12 protein-coding genes are annotated in these 19,904 nt (G+C 61.7%); 5 read left to right on the top strand and 7 right to left on the bottom strand.

The window, feature by feature from the left end; all coding sequences use genetic code 11:
• Positions 1-20: 20 nt before the first annotated feature.
• Positions 21-1,319 (top strand): acetyl-CoA C-acetyltransferase, encoded by a 1,299-nt coding sequence (locus HMPREF2692_RS00765; protein WP_061924545.1) that lies wholly within the window; start codon positions 21-23, stop codon positions 1,317-1,319.
• Positions 1,320-1,376: 57 nt separating this feature from the next.
• A complete protein-coding gene (locus HMPREF2692_RS00770; protein WP_070432614.1) occupies positions 1,377-3,470 on the top strand; it encodes an acyl-CoA dehydrogenase family protein in 2,094 nt (697 codons plus the stop codon).
• Between the two features lie 22 nt (positions 3,471-3,492).
• On the opposite strand, the gene HMPREF2692_RS00775 is transcribed toward HMPREF2692_RS00770, so the two are convergent.
• The gene (locus HMPREF2692_RS00775; RefSeq protein ID WP_062043373.1) at positions 3,493-4,227 is read right to left on the bottom strand and encodes a PAQR family membrane homeostasis protein TrhA; all 735 of its coding nucleotides are present in this window, start codon (positions 4,225-4,227) and stop codon (positions 3,493-3,495) included.
• Positions 4,228-4,552: 325 nt separating this feature from the next.
• Between HMPREF2692_RS00775 and HMPREF2692_RS00780 the strand changes: the two genes are divergently transcribed.
• On the top strand, positions 4,553-5,590 hold the full coding sequence (locus tag HMPREF2692_RS00780) for an alpha/beta hydrolase (RefSeq protein ID WP_070432613.1): 1,038 nt from the start codon (positions 4,553-4,555) through the stop codon (positions 5,588-5,590).
• 225 nt (positions 5,591-5,815) lie between these two features.
• Here HMPREF2692_RS00780 and HMPREF2692_RS00785 read toward each other — a convergent pair whose 3' ends face one another.
• Positions 5,816-9,496, bottom strand: a complete 3,681-nt coding sequence (locus HMPREF2692_RS00785) for a phosphoribosylformylglycinamidine synthase (RefSeq protein ID WP_070822409.1) — start codon at positions 9,494-9,496, stop codon at positions 5,816-5,818.
• Between the two features lie 388 nt (positions 9,497-9,884).
• Here HMPREF2692_RS00785 and HMPREF2692_RS00790 point away from each other — a divergent pair, with 388 nt between their 5' ends.
• On the top strand, positions 9,885-12,578 hold the full coding sequence (locus HMPREF2692_RS00790; protein WP_070822411.1) for an ExeM/NucH family extracellular endonuclease: 2,694 nt from the start codon (positions 9,885-9,887) through the stop codon (positions 12,576-12,578).
• Positions 12,579-12,778: 200 nt separating this feature from the next.
• Here the strand turns inward: HMPREF2692_RS00790 and HMPREF2692_RS00795 are convergent, their stop codons facing one another.
• From HMPREF2692_RS00795 to purD, 5 genes are all read right to left on the bottom strand, one after another.
• Positions 12,779-13,465 carry a DUF2334 domain-containing protein gene (locus HMPREF2692_RS00795; RefSeq protein ID WP_061924562.1) on the bottom strand — a complete coding sequence of 229 codons (687 nt, stop codon included), beginning with the start codon at positions 13,463-13,465 and terminating at the stop codon, positions 12,779-12,781.
• A 48-nt stretch (positions 13,466-13,513) separates the two neighbouring features.
• Entirely contained in the window at positions 13,514-15,637 is a 2,124-nt protein-coding gene (locus HMPREF2692_RS00800) for a S9 family peptidase (protein ID WP_061924566.1), read from the bottom strand.
• Between the two features lie 75 nt (positions 15,638-15,712).
• Entirely contained in the window at positions 15,713-16,582 is an 870-nt protein-coding gene (locus HMPREF2692_RS00805) for a phosphoribosylaminoimidazolesuccinocarboxamide synthase (protein ID WP_061924569.1), read from the bottom strand.
• A 21-nt stretch (positions 16,583-16,603) separates the two neighbouring features.
• Positions 16,604-18,043, bottom strand: coding sequence for an adenylosuccinate lyase (purB, locus tag HMPREF2692_RS00810; RefSeq protein ID WP_061924572.1), 1,440 nt, complete (start codon positions 18,041-18,043; stop codon positions 16,604-16,606).
• 71 nt (positions 18,044-18,114) lie between these two features.
• Entirely contained in the window at positions 18,115-19,413 is a 1,299-nt protein-coding gene (gene purD, locus HMPREF2692_RS00815) for a phosphoribosylamine--glycine ligase (protein ID WP_061924611.1), read from the bottom strand.
• A 34-nt stretch (positions 19,414-19,447) separates the two neighbouring features.
• Between purD and HMPREF2692_RS00820 the strand changes: the two genes are divergently transcribed.
• A complete protein-coding gene (locus HMPREF2692_RS00820; protein WP_061924576.1) occupies positions 19,448-19,870 on the top strand; it encodes an HIT family protein in 423 nt (140 codons plus the stop codon).
• The last annotated feature ends 34 nt before the right edge of the window (positions 19,871-19,904 follow it).

Here is a 19,904-nt window from a genome sequence, read left to right on the forward strand (position 1 = left end):
TTTCCCAGCAAGGAGTCGCAATGACCAGCAGTTCGCCCCGCGTCGCAATCTTGGGCGGCAACCGCATTCCGTTTGCCCGTTCCAACAAGGAATACGCGCACGCCTCCAATCAAGACATGCTCACCAGCGCCCTCGACGGACTCGTCGCGCGCTTCGGCCTGCACGAGGAACGGGTAGGGCTCGTAGCAGCAGGCGCGGTACTCAAGCACTCGCGAGACTTCAACCTCACCCGCGAGGTAGTCCTTGGCTCGGCGCTTACTTCTACTACCCCGGCGCTCGACATGCAGCAGGCCTGCTGCACCTCTTTGGCCGCCGCCATCCATGTTGGTGACGCCATTGCCCGCGGCCGCATCGAATCCGGCATCGCCGGCGGCACGGATACCACCTCAGACGCCCCGCTTGCCGTAAACGATTCCCTGCGGCGCACCCTCATCGGACTCAGCCGCGCAAAGACTCTTTCCCAACGTGCAAAGCTCATCGGCTCAATTCGCCCCGCCCAGCTCGCGCCCGAGCAGCCCCAAAACGGCGAGCCGCGCACGGGGCTTTCCATGGGCGACCACGCGGCTATCACGGCCCGCAAAATGGGCGTAAGCCGCGCCGCCCAGGACGAGCTCGCGCTCGCTTCTCACCAGAAGCTTCATCAGGCCTGGGAGGAAGGTTTCTTTAACGACCTCAGCACCGGCTTCATGGGTGTTAACCGCGATACCAACCTCCGTCCTGACTCCACGCCAGAAAAGCTCGGCCAGCTAAAGCCAGTCTTTGGAAAGCGCGATGCCGAGCAGCACGGCACCCAGGCCACAATGACCGCCGGCAATTCGACGCCGCTTACCGACGGCGCGGCAGTCACCCTCCTGGGCAGCGAATCCTGGGCCGCAAGCCATAACCTCGAGCCGCTCGCCTACCTAGTTGATTCCGAGACCGCCGCAGTGGACTTCCTGCACGGCGGAGACGGCCTTCTCATGGCGCCGACCTATGCGGTGCCGCGTCTCCTCGAGCGCAACAACCTCACCCTGCAAGATTTCGACTTCTACGAAATCCACGAAGCCTTCGCCTCGCAAGTCCTTGCCACCTTGAATGCGTGGGAGGACGAGACTTACTGCTGCGAGCGCCTCGGCCTGCCCGGCGCGCTCGGCCCCATCGACCGCAGCAAGCTCAATGTCAAGGGTTCTTCGTTGGCTGCCGGCCACCCCTTCGCGGCCACCGGGGCGCGCATCCTCGCCACCGCCGCGAAGGTCCTGCAGGAAGCAGGCGGCGGCCGCGCTCTTATCTCCATCTGTGCCGCCGGCGGCCAAGGCGTGGCCGCCATCATCGAACGCTAACCCGCACCCCAAAAAATCCCCGGCTGCCAAAAGCAGCCGCCCAAAGAAGGAAAAATCATGGCACTCCTCAAGACTCAAAGCAAGGATTCCAGCGCTGCTTCCACCACCGAGGCAAACCGCGCAAATCTTCGTTCCACCACCGCCCAAGCAGAGCCGCGCAGCCCGCGCCGCCTGCCCAAGACACCGAAGCCATCCGTAGCTACCGAGCTGGGCAACCTACTCGATGGCCCACACGCCGCTTTCCGTCAGGAGCTACGCGAGTTCATCAATGATCCGGAGCTCTTCCCGCATCCAGATCTCTCCGTCGCCGAGCAGCGCGCACATACCTTCAACAATCTCGCTAAGGTGCGCGACTTCGGCGGTTTCCAAAAAGGTCTGCGCCGCGACAATGGCGGGCCCGGCAAACCGATTCTTTCCACTTTCACACTCGAAGGCCTGGCTTGGGTCGACGGCTCACTCGCCATCAAGTCCGGCGTGCAGTGGGGACTGTGGGGCGGCGCCCTCGACCAGCTCGGCACCGAGCGCCACATCGAGTGGGTTCAAAAGGCCGCATCCCTGGAGCTACCTGGTTGTTTCGCCATGACCGAACGCGGCCACGGCTCTGATGTGCAATCCCTTGAGACCACGGCGAACTACGACCCGGAAACCGATGAATTCATCATAAATACCCCGAGCGATACCGCGGTGAAGAACTACATCGGCAACGCCGCCCAGGACGGCCGTGCCGCCGTCGTGTTCACGCAGCTTATGACCCCGGAAAGCGATGGCCGCACCCACGGCGTGCACGCCATCATCGTTCCGATTCGTGACGAGCAAGGCAACGCGCTGCCGGGCATCACCTTGGGCGATCACGGCCACAAGGGTGGACTCGTGGGCGTCGATAATGGCACGCTCCGCTTCGACAACGTGCGCGTACCGCGTGTAAACCTGCTCAACCGCTTCGCAGACGTCGATGAAAAAGGCAGGTATTCCTCGCCGATTGAAAACCCCAACGCCCGCTTCTTCACCATGCTCGGCACGCTGATCCGCGGGCGCATGGGCGTGGCTGGTGCCGCGGGCGCCGCCACGGAGGCCTCGCTGGACATCGCGGTGCGCTACGCCAACCGACGCCGCCAATTCGAAGGCGCAACCGGCGCCGAAAAGCACCTTATCGATCACCGCCAGCACCGCCGCCGCCTGCTCATCCCGCTGGCGCGCTCTTATGCGCTGCACCTGCTACACAACCAAATTCTGGAGCGCTACCAGGAGATGAATGACAGCCAGGAGGCAGGCTCGTGGTCCGTGACCACTCCCACCGAGGAGCAAAAGTATGCCTCCCGCGAGATGGAGTCTTTGGCCGGCGCGATTAAAGCCGCACAGACCCAGCACGCCATCCGCACGATTCAGGAATGCCGTGAAGCCTGCGGCGGCGCGGGCTATATGTCAGAAAACCGCCTGACCACCTACCGCGCCGACTCCGATGTCTTCGCCACCTTTGAAGGCGATAACACCGTGCTGATTCAGATGGTAGGCAAGAACCTGCTCACCGCCTACGGCCGCGCGATGAATGACATGTCTCCATGGGATACCGTGCGCTATGCCGCGACGACCGCCACTGAAGTCGTGCGCCGCCGCACTGGTTTCACCACGCGTCTGCAGGGGCTGGTGGACCTGGTCAATCCGAACGAGGCATCGCTTTTCGACGCCGTCTACCAAGCCAAGCTCATCGACGACCGTGCCCAGTCCGTCCTGCTTTCTCTCGTTCATCGTATCCAGCCGGCCCGCAAGGCCGACAAGGTGCAGGCAGCCGCCATCGTGGACCAATGCCAGGATCACCTCATCGCGGCAGGCTGGGCCCGTGTAGATACGCTGCTGGTCCAAGCGATGATTGAGGCGGAAGACCGCCTGGAGGTAGGGTCCCTCGCACGCCAGGTCTTCGAGCAGCTACGTCACCTGTTCGTGCTGTCCACGCTGGTCGAGCACGCGGGCTGGTATCAGGAGCACAACTTGCTTCCGGCCGGCCGTATGAAGGCCGCCCGCGCTGCAATCAATGATCTGGTGGATTCTTTGGCACCGTGGTCCGTGGTTCTGGTTGACGCATTCGGCCTACCTTCCGAGGTATCCAACATCCCGATGCTCACCGAAGCCGGCGTGGACCCGCTGCGCGATTAGGCGCCTGTCCCCATTTGAACGCCTAGGCCGCCACGACCATCCAAATGGCCACCATGTGCACAACCGCAGCCGCGATAGTCGCGCTGTGGAAGTGCTCGTGGTAGCCATACCACCGGGCGTTGCGGCCCGGCCATTTGAAGCCATAGGCCAAAGCGCCTAGCGAATAGATCACTCCGCCGGCAAAAAGCAGCCACACAACTACGGCGCCAGCGGCACCCCACAGGGTGGGAATGAGTGGGACCACCAACCATCCCAATGCCAGATAGACCACCACATCGAGCCAGCGTGGATGGTCTATCCACAACAGATTCAGGATGACACCCAAGATTGCCCCAGCCCAAGCAATAGCCAGCATGAGCGATGCCTGCTTCACGTCTAAGACGATGGCACACAGCGGCGTATACGTCGCCGCAATAAAGACAGCGATGGTTGCGTGATCCGCCCGACGCCACCAACGCACTGCCCGCAAGCTCGGCCATGGCCAACGGTGATAAAGGGCGGACACGCCAAACAAGCCCACTACGCCGACGCCGTAGACGGTAACGGCTAGCGCGTGCCACCAGGGCAGCGTCATCCAGGAATAGGTAATCAGCACAGTAGATGCGATCACCGAGCAAATCGCGGCAAAAAAGTGGCCCCAGCCGCGAGTGAGGGGGCGTGGGCCACGGTCAGCGATGAAATAGCGCCGCTCGACGAGCCCCTCAGGTGGCGCCTGCTCCACCCCTTCTAATAGCGCAGTGTTTTCCTTGTTAGCCATCAATGGGTAGCCGCCTCACTTCGGAGAAAACTTACGTCGCCGTAACTATACGGCGCCCGTCCGACGCTTTCAAGGAAATGCCCACTATTTTGTTATGCTTATTAAATTTTGCACCACCTCCGAAATCGGCGAGGCCTGACCGGATTCGACCGACTACGAAATCTTCTTCGGAGCGCAGCTGTACACGGCCTGGGAGACGACGCTCGGGCCAGCGCTCGGCATCGAATAGCGCGTGCCACTTTAGTCTCAGTAGTTGAATCTTTTTTCAACTTTTCCTGGGAAATACTTATACAAGCTGAAAAATCCTTGTACACTTGCTCCCACTATGACTTCCACACGCTCCATTGGAACCCTGCTCAAGTCCGTCGCTGCCGCCGGCGTCCTCGCGCTGACGATCGGCTCAACCACCACCCCCGCCATGGCGCAGTCGAGCCACCTGGAGAAGGTCTCCTCGCGCGTGACCAACCCGCAGCCTTGGCTGGGTGACCAGGCCAAGATCGTGGGCAAACGCCACATCAACGGCAACCACTGGGTCGTCGACGTGTGGTCTCCTGCCAACCGCGAAATCATCACCAACAACGTGCTGCTGCCGGGCGGCGACCAACCGCGCCCGAGCTTCTATCTCCTGCCTGGCATCCAGGGCGGCCAGGAGGGCATGAACTGGATGACGCATACCGACGTCGGACCATGGTTCGCGGATAAAAACGTCAACGTAGTCATGCCGCTTGGCGGCCCATACTCGCTGTACACGGACTGGAACCAGGCCGACCCAATCCTGGGCGTAAACAAGTGGAACACCTACATGACCCAGGAGCTTCCGCCGCTTATCGACGCCGAATTCCACGGCACCGGCCGCGATGCCATCGGCGGCCTCTCCTCCACCGGTGCGGCGGCGCTCGATATCGCGGCGCATGCGCCACAGCGTTTCAAGGCGGCCGCTTCCTACTCTGGCTGCCCAGTGCGCTCTGATCCGACGGGCGTTCTGACCTCGACGGCAATGATGGCTTACGGAGGCGGCTCCTCTTTCAACGCGTGGGGTCTGCCGGGCTCGCCGCAGTGGGCGGACCATGACCCGAACTTCAATCCGGGTCGCCTGCGCGGTGTAGATGTCTTCGTGGCTTCTGCATCCGGCAACCCGGGTCCGATTGATGGCAACAACATCAACCCGGTGACCAGCGTTGGCCCGCGTGCAGTTGAGGTGGTTGCCAACCAGTGCACCGAGACCTTCACGCACAACGCGCGCCGCGCCGGCGTGAACGTTAACCGCTACTACAGCGAGCAGGGTTCGCACTCCTTCGGGCTCTTTACACACGAGATGAAGGTCAGCTGGGCGCAGACCATCGCGCGCGCAATCGGCGCTTAAGTCGCGGCGCTCACGCGATTTCTCCTGGGCATCACGAACTCCATTCGCTCTGAGGCTTCCACCCCGGTTGGGTCCCCGTCTTTGGGTCCCCGTCTTTGGGTCCCATTGGTTGGGTCCTATTGCGAGTGGAGTTTTGTGTTTTGGGGTAAAAAAGGCTCCCTTTGCTAGCAAAGGGAGCCAAGGAATGAGACCCAACCAGGGGGACCCAACCAGCCGGGCTCGGAACTACTTGCGGAAGTACTCCGCCGCAGACTCGAAGAGCTTCATATCGTACTCGCCCGGCACGTTCTTGTAGGTAGATGCCGAGATGCGTTCAGAGTGGCCCATCTTGCCCAGGACGCGGCCGTCCTCGGACATGATGCCCTCAAGGGCGAAGAGGCCACCGTTCGGGTTAACGGAGATATCCATCAGCGGGTTGCCTGCAACGTCGACGTACTGGGTAACGGCAGCTGCCTTTAGACGCTCCCATTCGGACTCACCAGCGGTGATGCGGCCTTCGCCGTGAGAAATCGGGACGGTGAAGACATCACCCTCGTTAATCTTGGACAGCCACGGCGATGCGTTATTGACCACGCGCACACGCGAAATACGCGACTGGTGGCGACCAATCGTGTTGAAGGTTAGCGTCGGGGTCTCAGTGCCCGGCTCAGTAATCTTGCCGAACGGCACCAAGCCCAGCTTGATCAGCGCCTGGAAGCCATTGCAGATGCCGAGGACCAGGCCACCGCGCTCGTCGAGAAGCCCCTGCACACCCGCGGTAAGCGACGGGTTACGCAGGAAGGACGTGATGAACTTCGCGGAACCGTCCGGCTCGTCGCCGCCAGAGAAGCCGCCCGGCAGGAAGAGCATCTGGGAGCGATCCAAAGCCGCGGCCATGCGGTCGACGGACTCAGCGATGTCTTCCGGGGTGCGGTTGCGCACCACGAGGATCTCCGGCTCGATGCCAGCGCGACGCAGCGCGCGGGCGGAGTCGTACTCGCAGTTGGTACCCGGGAAGACCGGGATGAGAGCGGAAGCCTTGGCGCCACCGTGGGTCGGGGTGATGGTCGGCGCCTCAGATCCGGAGACCGAAGAAGTGGCGTCTGCCAGGGAGACCGAACCAGTCTGCTCAATGAAGCTCGGGTAGATCTCTTCGAGAGTGCCCAGGTAGGCGGCCTCGGCGTCGGCAAAGGAAACCTCGGTGCCGCGGTAGGTGAAGCCGCCCTCAGCGGTCTCACCAATAACCGAGCCCGCGGTTGGCTCCTCGCCGTCTGCCCACTCCAGGACGAAGGCGCCGTAGGCGTAGTCGTAGAGCGGGGCGTCGTCAGTAAAGGCGAAGCCGATGCCCTCGCCCAAGCCCATCTTCAGCACGGACTCGGCAGGGCCGCCGAAGCCCGGGGTGTAAGCGGAGATGACCTTGCCGGAGCGCAGCAGCTCCGTCACGGTGCGGAAGTTGGCAACCAGGGAATCTGGGGTGGGCAGGCCGGCCAGCGCAGTATCCTCTGCGCCAGCGATCTCCGGCTGGAAGAGCGTGACCTTGTGGCCCGCTGCCTTGAAGTAGTTCGGCACCATGTGCGTGGCATCGTCGTGGCTGACGGCAACCGAGATGACCGTCGGCGGGACGCTGAGCTCCTCGAAGGTGCCGGACATGGAGTCCTTGCCGCCAATCGCGGCGACGCCGAGTCCAAGCTGGGCCTTGATGGTGCCCAGCAGCGCGGCAGCCGGCTTGCCCCACGCCGCAGCGGAGTCCATGCGCTCGAAGTACTCCTGGAAAGACAAGTAGGTCTCGTCGAAGGAGGCGCCGGTAGCAATCAGCTTAGACACCGACTCCACCACCGCGAGGTAGGCCCCGTGGAACGGGCTGGCCTCAGTGACGTATGGGTTGTAGCCCCAGGACATCACGGAGCAGTTGGTGGTCTCTCCCAGCGCCGGCAGGGTGTGTGCCGTGGCCTGGATCGGGGTGGCCTGGCGGGTGCCGCCGAAAGGCATCAGCACGGTGCCGGCACCGACGGTGGAGTCGAAGCGCTCAGACAGGCCCTGCTTGGAAGCCACGTTGAGGTCGGAGGCCATGCCGAGGAAAGACGCGTTGAAGTCCTCCCGGCGTGCCCACTCGCGGGCCGCGCCGCGCCAATCAGCGGCGGGGGCAACCTCGACGTCGACGTGCTTGTCGGCGCCGTTGGTGTTTAGGAATTCGCGGGAAAGGTCAACGATGGTGTTGCCGCGCCAATGCATGCGCATGCGGCCCGAGTCAGTGACCTCCGCAACGACCACGGCGTTGAGGTTCTCCTCGTTAGCCAGCGCGATCAGCTTGTCGAGGTCGCCTGCCTCAACGACGGTGGCCATGCGCTCCTGGGATTCGGACAGAGCCAGCTCGGTGCCGTTCAGGCCCTCGTACTTCTTCGGGACCGCATCGAGGTTGATCTCCAGCGAATCCGCCAGCTCGCCCACTGCGACGGCGACGCCGCCGGCGCCGAAGTCATTACAGCGCTTGATGAGCTTGGAAAACTCCGGGTTGCGGAACAGGCGCTGGAGCTTGCGCTCCTCCGGCGCGTTACCCTTCTGCACCTCCGCGCCCGCGGTGGTCAGCGACTCCACGGTGTGCGACTTGGAGGAACCAGTAGCGCCACCGATACCGTCACGGCCCGTTGCACCGCCGACGAGCACCACGAGGTCACCCGCCGCCGGAACTTCGCGACGCACGTTCGCCGCCGGTGCGCCCGCCACTACCGCACCCATTTCGAGGTGCTTGGCGACGTATCCCGGGTGATAGACCTCATCAACCAGGCCGGTAGCCAAGCCAATCTGGTTGCCGTAGGAGGAATTGCCGGCAGCTGCCACGCGGGCAATGGTCTTCTGCGGCAGCTTGCCTGCGCGAGTGGTGGTCTCCAGCGGGTTACCGGAGCCGGAGATGCGCATCGCGCCGTAGACATAACCGCGGCCAGACAGTGGGTCACGGATTGCGCCACCGATGCAGGTAGCAGCGCCGCCAAAAGGCTCGATTTCGGTTGGGTGGTTGTGGGTCTCGTTCTTAAACAGCAGCAGCCACGGCTCTTCCTTGCCATCCACGGTGATGGTGACATGAACGGTGCAGGCGTTGATCTCCTCGGAGACGTCCATGGCGTCGAGCTTGCCCGTGGCACGCAGCACCTTACCAGCGATGGTGCCCATGTCCATCAAAGTCACCGGCTTAGCGCGGCCGATGGACTCGCGGGCTGCGAGGTAGTCCTGGTAAGCGGCCTCAACGGTCGGCTCATTGAAGGTAATGGAATCGAGGACGGTCTCGAAGGTGGTGTGGCGGCAGTGGTCGGACCAGTAGGTATCAATCACCTTGAGCTCGGTGATGGTGGGTTCGCGGTCTTCGGAAGCAAAGTAGTTACGAATCAAGGTGGCGTCGTCCGCGTCCATGGCCAAGCCGTGGGAGGCAACGAACTCGGGAAGGGCGGCGTCGGAAAGCGCGGTGAAACCCTCAAGGGTCTCAACGTCTGCGGGGGTATCGACGTGCAATGCCAAAGTCTCCGGCAGCTCCAGCGCTGCTTCACGGGACTCGACGGGGTTAATCAGATCCTTGCGCATGGCGGCAGGAATCTCACCATCTACCGCATAGACCACCGCGGTGCGCACGCGGGGGCGCTCCCTTTCAAAGAGGAACTGAATGCACTGTGCGGCAGAATCGGCGCGCTGATCAAACTGGCCTGGAAGCGGTTCAACGGCGAGAACCCCGCCTGCAACTCCAGCCTCGTCCAGCGTGGAAAAAATAGTGTCTACCTGCGGTTCTGAAAGAACCAACTTGACCGCGGTAGCAAATTCGGAATCGGTGGTGCCCTCTACGTCGTAGCGATTGAGCACGCGCACGTTGACGCCGTACTCCTTCGACAATGCAGCGGCATGCCCGCCCTCGCGATTTTCCACATACACGCGCTGAACCATCGTGCCTCCAGTTTCATTCAGCTCAAGTTTTAACTCGGTAGTCGACTTAGTGCCCACAGTATTTCCCGCGGGGAACGAAAACCAATTCTATAGGGCGGCGGGTTGGGGGTGGTTCGGTTTGGAGGATTACTGGCACCGAGGCCTCGCGTGGGCACAATTTGCCAAATAGTGCGCCCAAATTTGCTGATTTTCCGGGCTTGCTTGGCAAATTGTGCGCAGTTCGCACGCCCCTGCCCCGCAAAGCCCGCGTAAACACCCGGTGAACCGCAAGACAAACCTTTTGGGCGTGCATGTAAACCCCCAAGACATCTGGGGGATGAACGCTTGGCAAGCCCGGCGCGGTGCCTTAGAAACAAATGGTCATATATCTCCTATTGCAAGGTTTCTCATGCGCTCTCGTTCTCTTCGCGCGCTTTCTTTAACCGCGCTCATCTCCACTTTCTCCACTCTCACCGTCCCCGCCCATGCAGCGCCCGCAGGTGATGCCGTGGTCCTTTCTGAGGTTTACGGCGGCGGCGGAAACTCTGGTGCGACCTTTACCCACGACTTCATCGAGCTCTTCAACCCCACCGAAGCCGAGGTCTCGCTGGATGGTTGGTCCGTGGAGTACTTTTCCGCCGGTGGCAACTCGGGCGGCAAGGCTGCTCTCGGCGGCGCGATTCCGGCTGGCAAGCACTACCTGATTCAAGCTGGCCAGGGCAGCGGCGGCTCCACGCCACTGCCTACCCCAGACGCGGAATCCTCCCTGAACCTGTCCGGTTCGAAGGGATCGGTCAAGCTTTACGACGCCTCCGGCAACAAGGTTGACCTCGCCGGTTACGGTTCCGCCCAGCTGGCAGAAGGCACCCCCGCCCCAAGCACCTCCAATGCAGAGTCAGTCTCTCGCGATGAGGCGGGCACCGATACCGACGACAACGCTGCCGATTTCCATGTCAGCACGCCCACTCCTACGCCTTCCGGCAACGAACCAACCACGCCCGCTGAGCCAGAGGAACCAACGCAGCCTGCAGACCCCGGCCGCGAGCTAAGCATCGAAGAAATCCAGGGAACCGGCGCTCAGTCTCCGGTTAAAGACCAGAACGTCACGACCAAGGGCGTCGTCACTGGCGTGTGGTCCGAGGGCGGCATCAACGGCTTCACCATCCAGACCGGCGGCACCGGAAGCGAGGCTCCCGCTGCTTCCCCGGCGCTGTTTATTTACATGGGTAACAAGGAAGCCTCTGCTTATCCGCAGCTCGGGGATTCCGTGCAGGTTTCTGGCAAGGTCTCGGAGTTCTTTGACGCCACCCAGCTAACCGCAGATGCCGTCGAGAAGCTCGATGCTCCCCTGCCGGAGGTCACCGCGCTCGAACTGGAGGCCCTGCCGGAAGGCGACGTCGCCCGTGAGGCCTACGAGCACATGCTGGTGCTGCCTGGCACCCACACCGTGACCAACAACTACGCGCTCAACCAGTATGGCGAGGTAGGCCTGGCGCCGGGCACTGAGGCACTCCGCCAGCCGTCGGACCTTTATGACCCGTCGACAGACCCAGACTCCGACCTACAGAAACTCGCCGCTTCCAACGCCGCCAAGCTGGTCACGCTGGACGATGGCCGCACGAAAAACTACCTCGAGTCTGACCAATCCACCCCGCTGCCATATATCGCGCAGGACAACGCGCAGACCATCAAGTCCCTGCGCACCACTGACCAGGTAACTTTCCAGCACCCGGTCATCGTGGGTTACTCCCATGAACAGTGGCGCTACCAGCCCACCGCACCGGTAACGGGCAATACGGCAGGCAGCGATTTGCCGATTACCTGGGAAGACTCCCGCGAAAAGGAACTGCACGCACTCGACGTCGAAGGCGAATACACCATTGGTGCCTTCAACGTATTGAACTACTTCACCTCCCTTGGCGAGGAGTACGGCGGCAGCTCCTACGATGACATGAACGGCAACCCGGTCACCGTCAAGCGCGGCACGACCCGCGGTGCTTATACCGCGGAGGCCTTCGAGAACCAGCAGCGCAAGATTGTCGCGGCCGTAAACGGTCTTGATGCCGACGTCATCGCCCTTTCTGAAATCGAAGACGGCTACGGCGTCACCGGCGACAAGTCCAAGCGCGACCAAGCCTTGGCGCACCTGACAGACGAGCTCAACGCGGCCGCTGGTTCCGAGAAGTGGGCCTACGTGACCTCCCCGGAGAAGCTGCCGGACACCGTGGACGTCATCCGCACCGCGTTCATCTATAAAAGGGCTCGCGTCAAGCCGGTTGGTGAATCCCGCATCTTCGTCGACGACCGCTTCACTGGAACCGCCCGTGAGCCGCTAGCGCAGGAGTTCGCGCCAGTCGACGCCGCGGATGACGAGACCTTCGTGGCCGTGGCCAATCATTTCAAGTCCAAGGGTTCCGTTGTTAAGGGTGACGCCGACACCGGCGACGGCCAGGGCAATAACCCCAACGTGCGCAAGGCACAGGCCGAAGCCGTTCTTGAGCACCTGGCTAAGCAGCCAGATTGGCAGGACAAGGCCACCTTCGTGATGGGTGACCTCAACACCTATACCCACGGCGATGCCATCGATGTCTTCCGCGACAGCGGCTACACCGTTCCCGCTGAGGACTACCACGCGGATGCCTCCTACCAGTTCTCTGGCCTGTTGGGTTCCCTCGACCACGTCCTGGCAAACGAGGTTGTATCCGGCAAGGTAACCGACGCCCAGGTGTGGAACATCAATGCCGACGAGCCGGTGGCCTTTGAGTACTCTCGCCGCAATTACAACATCGTGGACTTCTACGACGATTCCCCGTTCCGCGCCTCCGACCACGACCCGGTCAAGGTCGGATTCAGCCTGGGCAAGGCGGCCGCTAACCCAGACGAAGAACCAGACACCGACCCAGACAGCAAGCCCGGCACCAACAAAGGCTCCAGCTCCAGTAACGGCTCTAGCTCTGGTTCGAGCACCGGCAGCATCATCGCATTGATCCTTGCGGTTGCCGTCCCCGGCATCGCAATGTTGCTCGGCGGTTCGCTGAAGTTCCTGACACCCCAGCTCATCGACGCCCTGCCACCGCAGGTCCGGGATTTCCTCAAGCTCTAGGCTCCCGGGAGCGTTTCCTCCGGGGCGTCTTCCCCGGAGCGTCTCCTCTCCCTACGCACAATTTGCCAAATAGTGCCCTGAATTAGCGCGGATTCAGCAGTCTAATTGGCAAATTGTGCGTTTTTGCGCGTTCGGTGCACGCTTTTGCACGCGTGCCGTGCGTTCGGTGCACGCTCGGCGTGCACTTCCGCGGGAGGCTTTTAGCGCTTCGTCAAAAAGACGCCGTAGTCCGCGGGCTGCGCGCCGGCGCTCGCGGCGCGGTCAACCGCCTTGATGAAGTCAGAGACCACTTTCCTGTCATTAAGGTTGCGGCCAGAGATGGAAAGACGCACGGTGTTGCCACGCAGCGCGGAGCGCTCAGCTGCGCGAATAATGTTGCGGCGCCACCACTTCGCCGCGCCGAAGCCCTCGCCGAAGGACAGGTTGCGGGTCTGGTGGAACTTGCCGGAACGCAGCTCGTGAATGCCACGCGTGGAGACCGCGACGTCGAAAGCAAAGTTCGGTAGGACCTCCAAGGTGCCAGGCGACATACGCCAGCGTGGAGGTGCGAAGATGCTCGACTCGAAGCCCAACTTGGCCATCTGCCGCGTGGCGCCCTTCAAACGGAGATTGGCCTCGTGCGAGTCGAGGTTAGCGAACTCAGCGCGACGACCTTGCACCGCTTGGTCGAAGCCATTCAGAATAAGCAACCTACCCGCGGATTCCTGCTCTTTGAGAAAGCCTAAGGTCTTGTCATCCTTGGCCAGGTGCCAATTGCCATCAATGTGTGGGGCAACCAGCAAAGAGACCGGGATTTCTTCCCGGTCTAGTTCTTTGAGGAGGTTACTAGTTTGCTTCCGCGTGTCAGAAAAGATGCTGGAAATCGAAACTAGAAGGTGGCCATGCATAAGTGCAATTATCGCACAGCCACCGCGAGTCCGCGCGGCGAGGAGCGTCTAAGCTTTCAACCCCGTGGCCTTGTTAATGGTCCACGCGTACTCGAAGGCATTCTGGCGCCACTTGTCATAGCGTCCAGAAACACCACCGTGGCCAGCGACCATCTCCGTCTTGAGCAGGAACTGCCCGCCCTTTGCGGTATCACGCAGCTTGGCAATCCACTTCGCCGGTTCCACGTAGAGCACGCGAGTGTCGTTGAGCGAGGTAATCGCCAAAATGTCCGGGTAGTTCTGCGCAGTGACGTTCTCGTAAGGCGCATAGGACTTCATGTAGTCATAGACCTCTGGGTCGTGGTACGGGTCGCCCCACTCTTCCCACTCGATGACCGTCAGCGGTAGCTCCGGCTTCAGGATGGAAGTCAGCGGGTCCACGAAGGGCACAGAGGCCTGGATGGCCGTGAAGCGGTCCGGGGCCATGTTTGCCACCGCGCCCATCAGCAGGCCTCCGGCGGAGCCGCCTTCAGCCACCATCTGATCTGCGGTGGTGACGCCGCGCGCGATGAGGTCATCGGCCACCGCGATGAAGTCGGTGAAGGTGTTCTTCTTCTGCAGAAGCTTGCCGCTGTCGTACCAGGTGCGGCCCATCTCGCCGCCGCCGCGGACGTGCGCCATCGCAAAAATCATCCCGCGGTCCATCAGGGACAGACGGAATACGGAGAAGTACGGGTCCATGCTGGTTTCATAAGAGCCGTATCCGTAGAGAAGCGTCGGGTTAGCTTTGGTGCGGTCAAGATCAGCGCGGTGCACGATGGAGACCGGAATCTGCGTGCCGTCGGAAGCCTGCGTCCACATGCGGTAAGCAACGTAGTCATCCTTGTTGTAACCGCCCGGGACTTCTTGTTCCTTGAGCAAGGTGTACTCGCCAGTCTCGACGCGGTAATCGAAAAGCTGCGAAGGCTGGATGAAGGAGGTGTAGCTCACGCGCAGTACCGGTGCATCCCATTCCGGGTTGCCGCCAACGCTCACGGTGTAGAGCTCTTCGTTGAAGTTTAACTCCTTAAATTCGGACCAACCATGGCGTACATCCATGATTGCGGCACGCCCGATGCCGGCGCGGCGGTAGCCTACGACGACCTGGTCGCGATAGGTATCCACGCCTTCCAGGCGCACATCCTCGCGATGCGGAATCAGCACATCGAGCTCGCGGAGCGGTGCGAGGTCCTCCCCTACTGCCAGCGGCGTGGTGGCCAGGGTGAAGTTCGGGCCTGAGGCGTTGTGGGTGACAAACCAATAGGCCTGGCCGTCGATCTCGGCATAGTCGACGTCGTAGTCAACACCTGCTTCGCGCTGCCACAGAACCTGGAATTCGCCTTCCGGGTCCGTACGATCCAGCACCCAGGTCTCTGAGGTCAGCTTCGAGCCGATAACGATGAACAGGTACTTCTCGCTGCGAATACTGCCGACGCCGATGTTGAAATGCTCGTCAGCTTCATGCATGACTTGCACGTCTTCGGACTGCGCGGTTCCCACCTTGTGGCGCCAGACGGTATCTGGACGCCAGGCATCATCGACCGTGGTGTAAAAGATGTAGTCATCGCCCACCCAGGTCGCACCGTAGAAGATGCCTTCGAGGCGGTCGGAGAGCAGCTCACCGGTACGCAAGTCCTTGATGACCAGAGAAAAACGCTCGTCGCCAGCGGTATCCACGGAATAAGCCAGCAGGTTGCCGGAGTCAGAGACGGTGGAGGCACCCATCGCGAAGAATTCGGTGCCTTCTGCTAGCTCGTTGGCATCTAGGAGGATTTCCTCGCCCTCAGGCGCGCCTTCTTCTGGAATAACGGGAGCGGTCCACGGGTCAGCACCTTCGGTCACCGGAACGCGGCAGCTAATGCCATAGTTCTTGCCCTCGACAGAGCGACCGTAATACCAGTACTGGCCCCTGCGCGAAGGCACGGACATGTCCGTTTCCTTCACGCGCGACTTTACTTCCTGGAAGATGTTCTCAGTCAGCTCTTCAAGGTGCGCAGTCTCCTGCTCAGTATAAGCATTCTCCGCGCGCAGATAATCGAGCGTTTCTGCGGATTCTTTATCCCGCATCCACTCGTAATCATCCACGAAGCTGCAGCCATGAAACTCGCGGGTGATGGGGTGTTTTGCGGCAATCGGCGGGGTCAATTCAGTCATGTTCTCCTCGCTAGATTAGGGGGCTTATTTGTAGTGAGATTTCTCGAAACCCTACCGTAACGAAGGCTTTAGGCCTTAGAAGGAGTTTCCCGAAAGACGCTCGTAAGCCTCGACGTAGCGCGCACGGGTGGCCTCGACGACGTCGTCAGGCAGGCGCGGCGGCTTGGCATCAGAAGCCTGGTCCCAGCCGGATTCCGGCGAGGTCAGCCAGTTGCGCACGTACTGCTTGTCGAAGGAAGGCTGAACCTTGCCCTCCTCATACGTATCGGCTGGCCAGTAGCGGGAGGAATCCGGGGTTAGGACCTCATCGGCCAGAATCAGGGTGCCATTTTCATCGAGACCGAACTCGAACTTGGTATCGGCCAGGATGATTCCCTTCTCCTCCGCGATGCGGGCGGCCTCGGAGTAGATGCGCAGGGTGGCAGCGCGCAGCTCTTCCGCACGCTCTTTGCCCAGCTTGGCGACGACCGCGTCAAAAGACACGTTCTCATCATGCTCGCCCTGCTCCGCCTTAGTGGCCGGAGTAAAAATCGGCTCCGGCAGGCGGGAGGCCTCGGTAAGGCCCTCCGGCAGCTCGATGCCGCAAACGGTACCGCTTTCCTTATACTCCTTTAGGCCGGAACCGGTAAGGTAGCCGCGCGCGACGCACTCGAAAGGCAGCATGTCGAGCTTCTTGACCACCATGGCGCGGCCCAGCACCTCCTCCGGGATGCGCTCGTCATCGAGCGGGCCGGCGAGGTGATTCGGGAAATCGATGACGTCGAAGAAGAACTTCGAGTTCGCGGTCAGAACACGACCCTTGTCCGGGATAGCCGGGTCCAGGGAATGGTCGTAGGCCGAGATACGGTCAGAGACGACCATCAGCAGAGTGTTCTCGTCGACGTCGTAGATGTCACGGACCTTGCCGGAAGCAAGGTGCTTATAAGAAGAAAGTTCTGGGCGCATGAGTCCTATCCTAATTCGCTTTTAGAGAATCTCGCCTGGGGTATAAGCGGCGGCCTTCGGGTGCTCGCTGACCAGGTTGTTGATGCGGGTAAGAACCTGGTTGACCTGGGACTCCGCAGCGCCGATGAAGGCGTGCTTATCGGCCAAGGCAGCCTCCAGGTCCTCGGCGGACATCGGCAGGCGCTCGTCGGCGGCAAGGCGCTCGACCAAGTCCTGATCGCCGCCGTTTTCGCGCATGTTCAGCGCCACTGCGACGGCGTTTTCCTTGATGACCTCGTGCGCGGTCTCGCGGCCGACGCCGGCACGCACGGCCGCCATCAGGATGCGGGTGGTGGCAAGGAAAGGCAGGTAGCGCTCGAGCTCGCGGTCGATCATCGCAGGGAAGGCACCGAACTCGTCCAGCACGGTCAGGAAGGTTTCGAACTGGCCGTCGAGGGCAAAGAAGGCGTCGGGAAGCGCAACGCGGCGCACCACGGAGCAGAATACGTCGCCCTCGTTCCACTGCTGACCGGAGAGATCCGCAACCATGGTGAGGTAGCCGCGCAGGATGACCTGGAAGCCACACACGCGCTCGCAGGAACGGGCGTTCATCTTGTGTGGCATCGCGGAAGAACCAACCTGGCCTTCCTTGAAGCCCTCGGTGACGGTCTCATTGCCAGCCATCAAGCGGATGGTGGTGGCCAAGGAAGACGGGCCGGCGCCCAGCTCAACCAGAGCGGAAACGGCGTCGAAGTCGAGGGAGCGTGGGTAAACCTGACCAACGGAGTTGAAGATGCGGTGGAAGCCCAGGTGATCAGCAATCGCAGTCTCCAGGGAGGCCAGCTTGTCCTCGGAGCCGCCCATCAGGTCGAGCATGTCCTGGGAGGTGCCCATCGGGCCCTTGATGCCGCGCAGCGGATAGGCAGCCAGGAGCGATTCGACGCGCTCGATGCCCAGCAGCATCTCATCGGCTGCGGAAGCAAAGCGTTTGCCCAGGGTGGTGGCCTGAGCAGCAACGTTGTGGGAACGGCCGGCCATGACCTGAGACTGGTAAGCAGCCGCATGCTTGCCGATGCGCGCGACGACCGCGATGGCCTTGTCACGGATGAGGCGCAGCGAGGAATGAATCTGCAGCTGCTCGACGTTCTCGGTGAGATCTCGGCTGGTCATGCCCTTGTGGATGTGCTCAAAGCCAGCGAGGGCGTTGAACTCCTCGATGCGGGCCTTGACGTCGTGGCGCGTTACGCGCTCACGGGCAGCGATGGACTCGAGGTCCACCTGCTCAACCACGGACTCGTAGGCCGCAATGGCCTCTGCTGGAATATCGACTCCCAAATCCTTTTGCGCGCGCATGACGGCGATCCACAGCTGGCGCTCCAGGATGATCTTGTACTCCGGGCTCCAAATATTGGAAAGCTCTGCGGAGGCATAGCGGGAGGATAGGACGTTGGAAATGTTCTTCTTTTCAGCCACGGGAAACATTATTCCATGTACAAAGCCCAGCCTGTACCTTTTGGTAGCAAGCTGGGCTATACGGGGGTGCGAGAGAAAAGCTAGATGGAAATCTCGCCGTCTTCGGCACGCTTTCCGATGTCGCGACGGTAGAAGCTGCCGTCCAACTTAAGGCCTTCTAGCACCTCGTAGGCGGCGGCGCGGGCCTCGGCGAGTGTGGCGCCCTGGCCCAGGACGTTGAGCACGCGGCCGCCGTTGGAGATGACATCGACTTCCTCTTCAACACCGCGCGAGCCTTCGGCTTGCGAGGTACCGGCGTGGAGGACCTTGTTCGGATCATCCAGGCCCGGGCCGGTGATGACGTCGCCCTTACGCGGGGAGGCTGGGTAGCCCTCAGCGGCCAGGACGACGGTAACGGCGTAGCCGTCCTTCCACTTCAGCTCGTCCAGCTCGGCAAGCTTGCCGGTGGCGGTGGCGTTAAGCGCCTCAGCCAGCGGGGACTCGAGCATGGAAAGAACTGCCTGGGTTTCTGGGTCGCCGAAGCGGCAGTTGAACTCGACAACGGCGATGCCCTCCTTGCCCCACGCGAGGCCGGCATAAAGCAGGCCGGAGTACGGGGTGCCGCGGCGCACCATTTCGGCGGCAACTGGCTTGCAGACTTCGTCGACGATGCGCTGCACGCCGTCGGCAGGCAGCCACGGCAGCGGCGTATAGGCGCCCATGCCGCCGGTGTTGGGGCCTTCGTCATTGTCGTAGGCGCGCTTGTGGTCCTGCGCTGGGAGCAACGGAACGACGGTCTCGCCGTCGACCAAGCAGAACAGGGAAACTTCTGGGCCATCGAGGAAGGACTCGAGCAGGACCGGGTTTCCTGCCGCGTGAACCTCGTTTACATGTTCCTTCGCGGCAGCGCGGTCGTCGGTGACAACGACGCCCTTGCCGCCGGCGAGGCCGTCATCTTTCACCACGAAGTGCGGGCCGAAACGGTCGAGGGCGGACTCAATGTCGGCGTCGGAAGCCCCCGGCACCAGCTGCTCCGCGCGAGCGGTGCGAACGCCAGCAGCATTCATGACGTCCTTGGCAAAGGCCTTGGAGCCCTCAATCTGCGCGGCCTCCTTGGAGGGGCCGAAGACGGCGATGCCGTTGGCGCGCAGCTCATCTGCGACGCCGGCAACCAGCGGCACCTCGGGGCCAACGACGACGAGCTCGGCGTCAATTTTCTGCGCCAGCTCCAGCATCTGTGCTGGGTCATCAACCTTGGAGTACTCAGGATGCACCGTGGCCAGGGAATCGAAGTTCGGCGAGCCTGGGGCAACGTGGAGTTCAGTGGTCAGTGGATCTGCCTTGAGACCTTTGAGCAGGGCGTGTTCGCGGCCGCCCGAGCCAATTACGAGAATGCGCATGCCGTCCATCTTAACTGGAGGTAGCCTAGTCACCATGTCTTCTGTATTTACCAAGATTATTAATGGTGAACTGCCTGCACGCTTTGTCTACCGCGACGAGACCTGCGTGGCCTTTTTATCCATCGAGCCCCTCAACTACGGCCACACTCTGGTGGTTCCGATTGAGGAGATAGATAAGTGGACCGACCTCGACCCACAGACCTGGGCACACCTCAACGAGGTGGCACTGGAGATTGGCGCCGCTATCAAGACGGCGTTTAACTCGCCACGCACTGGCTACATCATCGCCGGCTTCGACGTGCCACATACCCACATCCACCTCTTCCCCACCGAGAAGATGGAAGAGTATGACTTCGCCAAGGCATTTGCTGCCGACGCCACCGATCCTGCCGCCATGGATGAGGCAGCGACGCGTATTCGCCAGCACTTGGGCACCGACGAAGAAGGACGCCGCTAACTAGCAGCGTCCTCGTGAGAAGGCCTCGTTAGCG

This window comes from Corynebacterium sp. HMSC036D03, assembly GCF_001836185.1.
Lineage (GTDB): Bacteria > Actinomycetota > Actinomycetes > Mycobacteriales > Mycobacteriaceae > Corynebacterium > Corynebacterium simulans.

What these genes read in the sequence shown, in the direction of transcription:
- HMPREF2692_RS00820 (WP_061924576.1), top strand. Translation starts at nt 19,448, where the DNA reads ATGTCTTCTGTATTTACCAAGATTATTAATGGTGAACTGCCTGCACGC.
- purB (WP_061924572.1), bottom strand. Translation starts at nt 18,043, where the DNA reads ATGTTTCCCGTGGCTGAAAAGAAGAACATTTCCAACGTCCTATCCTCC.
- HMPREF2692_RS00765 (WP_061924545.1), top strand. Translation starts at nt 21, where the DNA reads ATGACCAGCAGTTCGCCCCGCGTCGCAATCTTGGGCGGCAACCGCATT.
- HMPREF2692_RS00775 (WP_062043373.1), bottom strand. Translation starts at nt 4,227, where the DNA reads ATGGCTAACAAGGAAAACACTGCGCTATTAGAAGGGGTGGAGCAGGCG.
- HMPREF2692_RS00785 (WP_070822409.1), bottom strand. Translation starts at nt 9,496, where the DNA reads ATGGTTCAGCGCGTGTATGTGGAAAATCGCGAGGGCGGGCATGCCGCT.
- HMPREF2692_RS00790 (WP_070822411.1), top strand. Translation starts at nt 9,885, where the DNA reads ATGCGCTCTCGTTCTCTTCGCGCGCTTTCTTTAACCGCGCTCATCTCC.
- purD (WP_061924611.1), bottom strand. Translation starts at nt 19,413, where the DNA reads ATGCGCATTCTCGTAATTGGCTCGGGCGGCCGCGAACACGCCCTGCTC.
- HMPREF2692_RS00795 (WP_061924562.1), bottom strand. Translation starts at nt 13,465, where the DNA reads ATGCATGGCCACCTTCTAGTTTCGATTTCCAGCATCTTTTCTGACACG.
- HMPREF2692_RS00805 (WP_061924569.1), bottom strand. Translation starts at nt 16,582, where the DNA reads ATGCGCCCAGAACTTTCTTCTTATAAGCACCTTGCTTCCGGCAAGGTC.
- HMPREF2692_RS00770 (WP_070432614.1), top strand. Translation starts at nt 1,377, where the DNA reads ATGGCACTCCTCAAGACTCAAAGCAAGGATTCCAGCGCTGCTTCCACC.
- HMPREF2692_RS00800 (WP_061924566.1), bottom strand. Translation starts at nt 15,637, where the DNA reads ATGACTGAATTGACCCCGCCGATTGCCGCAAAACACCCCATCACCCGC.
- HMPREF2692_RS00780 (WP_070432613.1), top strand. Translation starts at nt 4,553, where the DNA reads ATGACTTCCACACGCTCCATTGGAACCCTGCTCAAGTCCGTCGCTGCC.